Source organism: Albidovulum sp., from assembly GCF_008933605.1.
Classification (GTDB): Bacteria; Pseudomonadota; Alphaproteobacteria; order Rhodobacterales; family Rhodobacteraceae; genus Albidovulum.
The window spans coordinates 1-1,843 of the sequence record NZ_WBUS01000289.1 but is presented as its reverse complement, the minus strand read 5'-3'; the positions used below and the strand labels follow the sequence as shown (position 1 = coordinate 1,843).

The 1,843-nt window shown below is 71.2% G+C and carries 2 protein-coding genes and 1 tRNA gene; 1 reads left to right on the top strand and 2 read right to left on the bottom strand.

Features of this window, described 5'->3' with window-relative positions; genetic code table 11:
- Positions 1 to 852, bottom strand: an 852-nt coding sequence (locus tag F9K34_RS18910) for a UPF0280 family protein (RefSeq protein WP_291338639.1), incomplete at its 3' end; no start/stop codon positions are given.
- 174 nt (positions 853 to 1,026) lie between these two features.
- On the opposite strand from F9K34_RS18910, the gene F9K34_RS18905 reads away from it, so the two are divergent.
- Positions 1,027 to 1,443: a MarR family winged helix-turn-helix transcriptional regulator gene (locus F9K34_RS18905; protein ID WP_291338638.1), complete on the top strand. Its 417-nt coding sequence runs from the start codon at positions 1,027 to 1,029 to the stop codon at positions 1,441 to 1,443.
- Between the two features lie 11 nt (positions 1,444 to 1,454).
- Here the strand turns inward: F9K34_RS18905 and F9K34_RS18900 are convergent.
- A tRNA-Leu gene (locus F9K34_RS18900) sits at positions 1,455 to 1,541 on the bottom strand.
- Between the last annotated feature and the right edge of the window lie 302 nt (positions 1,542 to 1,843).

Genomic DNA, 1,843 nt, shown 5'->3' with positions numbered 1-1,843 from the left:
GATCAGCCCGCGGGCAAGAAGCGACTCCGCCTTGACCGCGCCCCGGTCGAGGGCCGTGGCGACCTCGTCGGGCCGGAGCGGGCCCACGCCGACGGTGACGAAGCGGTCGCCGAGATCGCTGTCGGGCGCCAGTTCGCGCGCCGGGCGGCGCTCGATCTGGCGTGCGCCGGGAAGATCCACGGCATTGGCGACCATGGTGGCGGCCGCGTCGGCCTCGGCGGCCGTCGCTGCAAGGATCGTCACCGCGTCGGCGATGCCGAGCGAATGGCTCCGGCCGCGCCAGCCGCTCGTGGCGATGCCGCCGATGCGGTCGGCCGCCGAGAGCTCGATCACGCCCGCGAACTGGCCGAAATGGCAGTGGTCGTGGATTCCGACTCGGCAGTGTTCCGCCCCGAGAAGATGCAGCGCGATGTCGCCGCCGTTGTTGACCACGGCGCGCGAGAGCCCCGCGGCGCCGATGATCGCCGCGAGGATGTGATCCGCCACCGCGCCCGCGACGGCGGCCATGGGTGTGATGAACTCGTCCGCGTGGGGCCGGACGGCATCCATCATGCGCCGCGCCACCGGCCCCTCGGGCCGGGGCGAACATGCCGTGGCCCGTGCCCGCAAGAGCGGCAGTTCGGCCACCAGGCCGTCGAGCAGCCCGTCGAAGGCCCGTCGCGCTGCCGCCTCGGCGGCAGCCACCTCGTCCGCCGGACCGGCCAGGTCGAAGATCAGGTCGATCGGTCCGTGCGACAGCCTGAGGCGCCCGCCGGGAAGGCGCGTCTCGGGCCAGTCGCGTGCCGGCCAGGCGATCACCCTGCGGAGCGCACCGCCATCCGGCCCGTCGTCTGACCTGGCCTTCCCACGCATTCCGGCCTCTTCCTCCCGCCGGGTCATGCCCGGCCGTCCCGAACCCAGATTACGCGGCGCACCTTGTTTGCTGTCAAACAATTTCTGCGCGAGGCCCCGCGCCGCCGCTCGGCGCTTGCCATCGGGGCGCAAGCGGATAGGATTTCTTCCGGAAGGCGAGGGAGGCGGGTGCCCGTGACGGAAGTGAAACCCTACCGACTCGAAGACCAGATCGGCTTCAAGTTGCGGCTCGCGAACCAGCGGCACCTGGAGATCTTCGCCGCCGAGATGCCCGAGATCACGCCGCGCCAGTTCGCCGTTCTCGCCAAGCTCGGCGACGAGGGAACGCTGTCCCAGAACCACCTCGGGCGGCTCGTGGCGATGGATGCCGCGACGACGAAGGGCGTGGTGGAGCGGCTCCTGCGGAAGGGTCTGATCGAGACCGTGCCCTCCCCCACCGACCGGCGCCGGCTGGAGATTTCGCTGACCTCTGCCGGGCGGACGTTCCTCGACGAGGCAAAGCGGGTGGCCGCGCGTATCTCGGAGCGCACGGCGCGCAACCTCAGCGGGCGCGAACTCGACCGGCTGCTGGCGCTTCTCGACAAGCTCTGAGAGGAGTGAAGTGGTGCGGTTGAGAAGACTCGAACTTCCACGGGGGTTAGCCCACAGCGACCTCAACGCTGCGCGTCTACCAATTCCGCCACAACCGCACCGGGCCTGGGAACAAGCGCCCCCGGGCGAGGTGGGCGTTACTTAGCCAATGGCTCCGGCGATGTGAAGGGGGGTTTTTCGGCGGCGCGAAAAAAATGACGGGCGCGCCGGGGCGCGCCCGTCGGGGCATGATGGACCGTCAGTTACGGAACAGCAGGAACGGAAGCCGGGCCGCAAGGGGCAGCGCATCGACCTGGTCGGCCGTGAGCGCGGCCGGGGTCGGCGCGACAGTCCCGGCAGGGGCATCCGGCGCCGGCACGGCCGCCGCCTCTTCGACCGGCGCCTCGGGCGCCGACGGGGC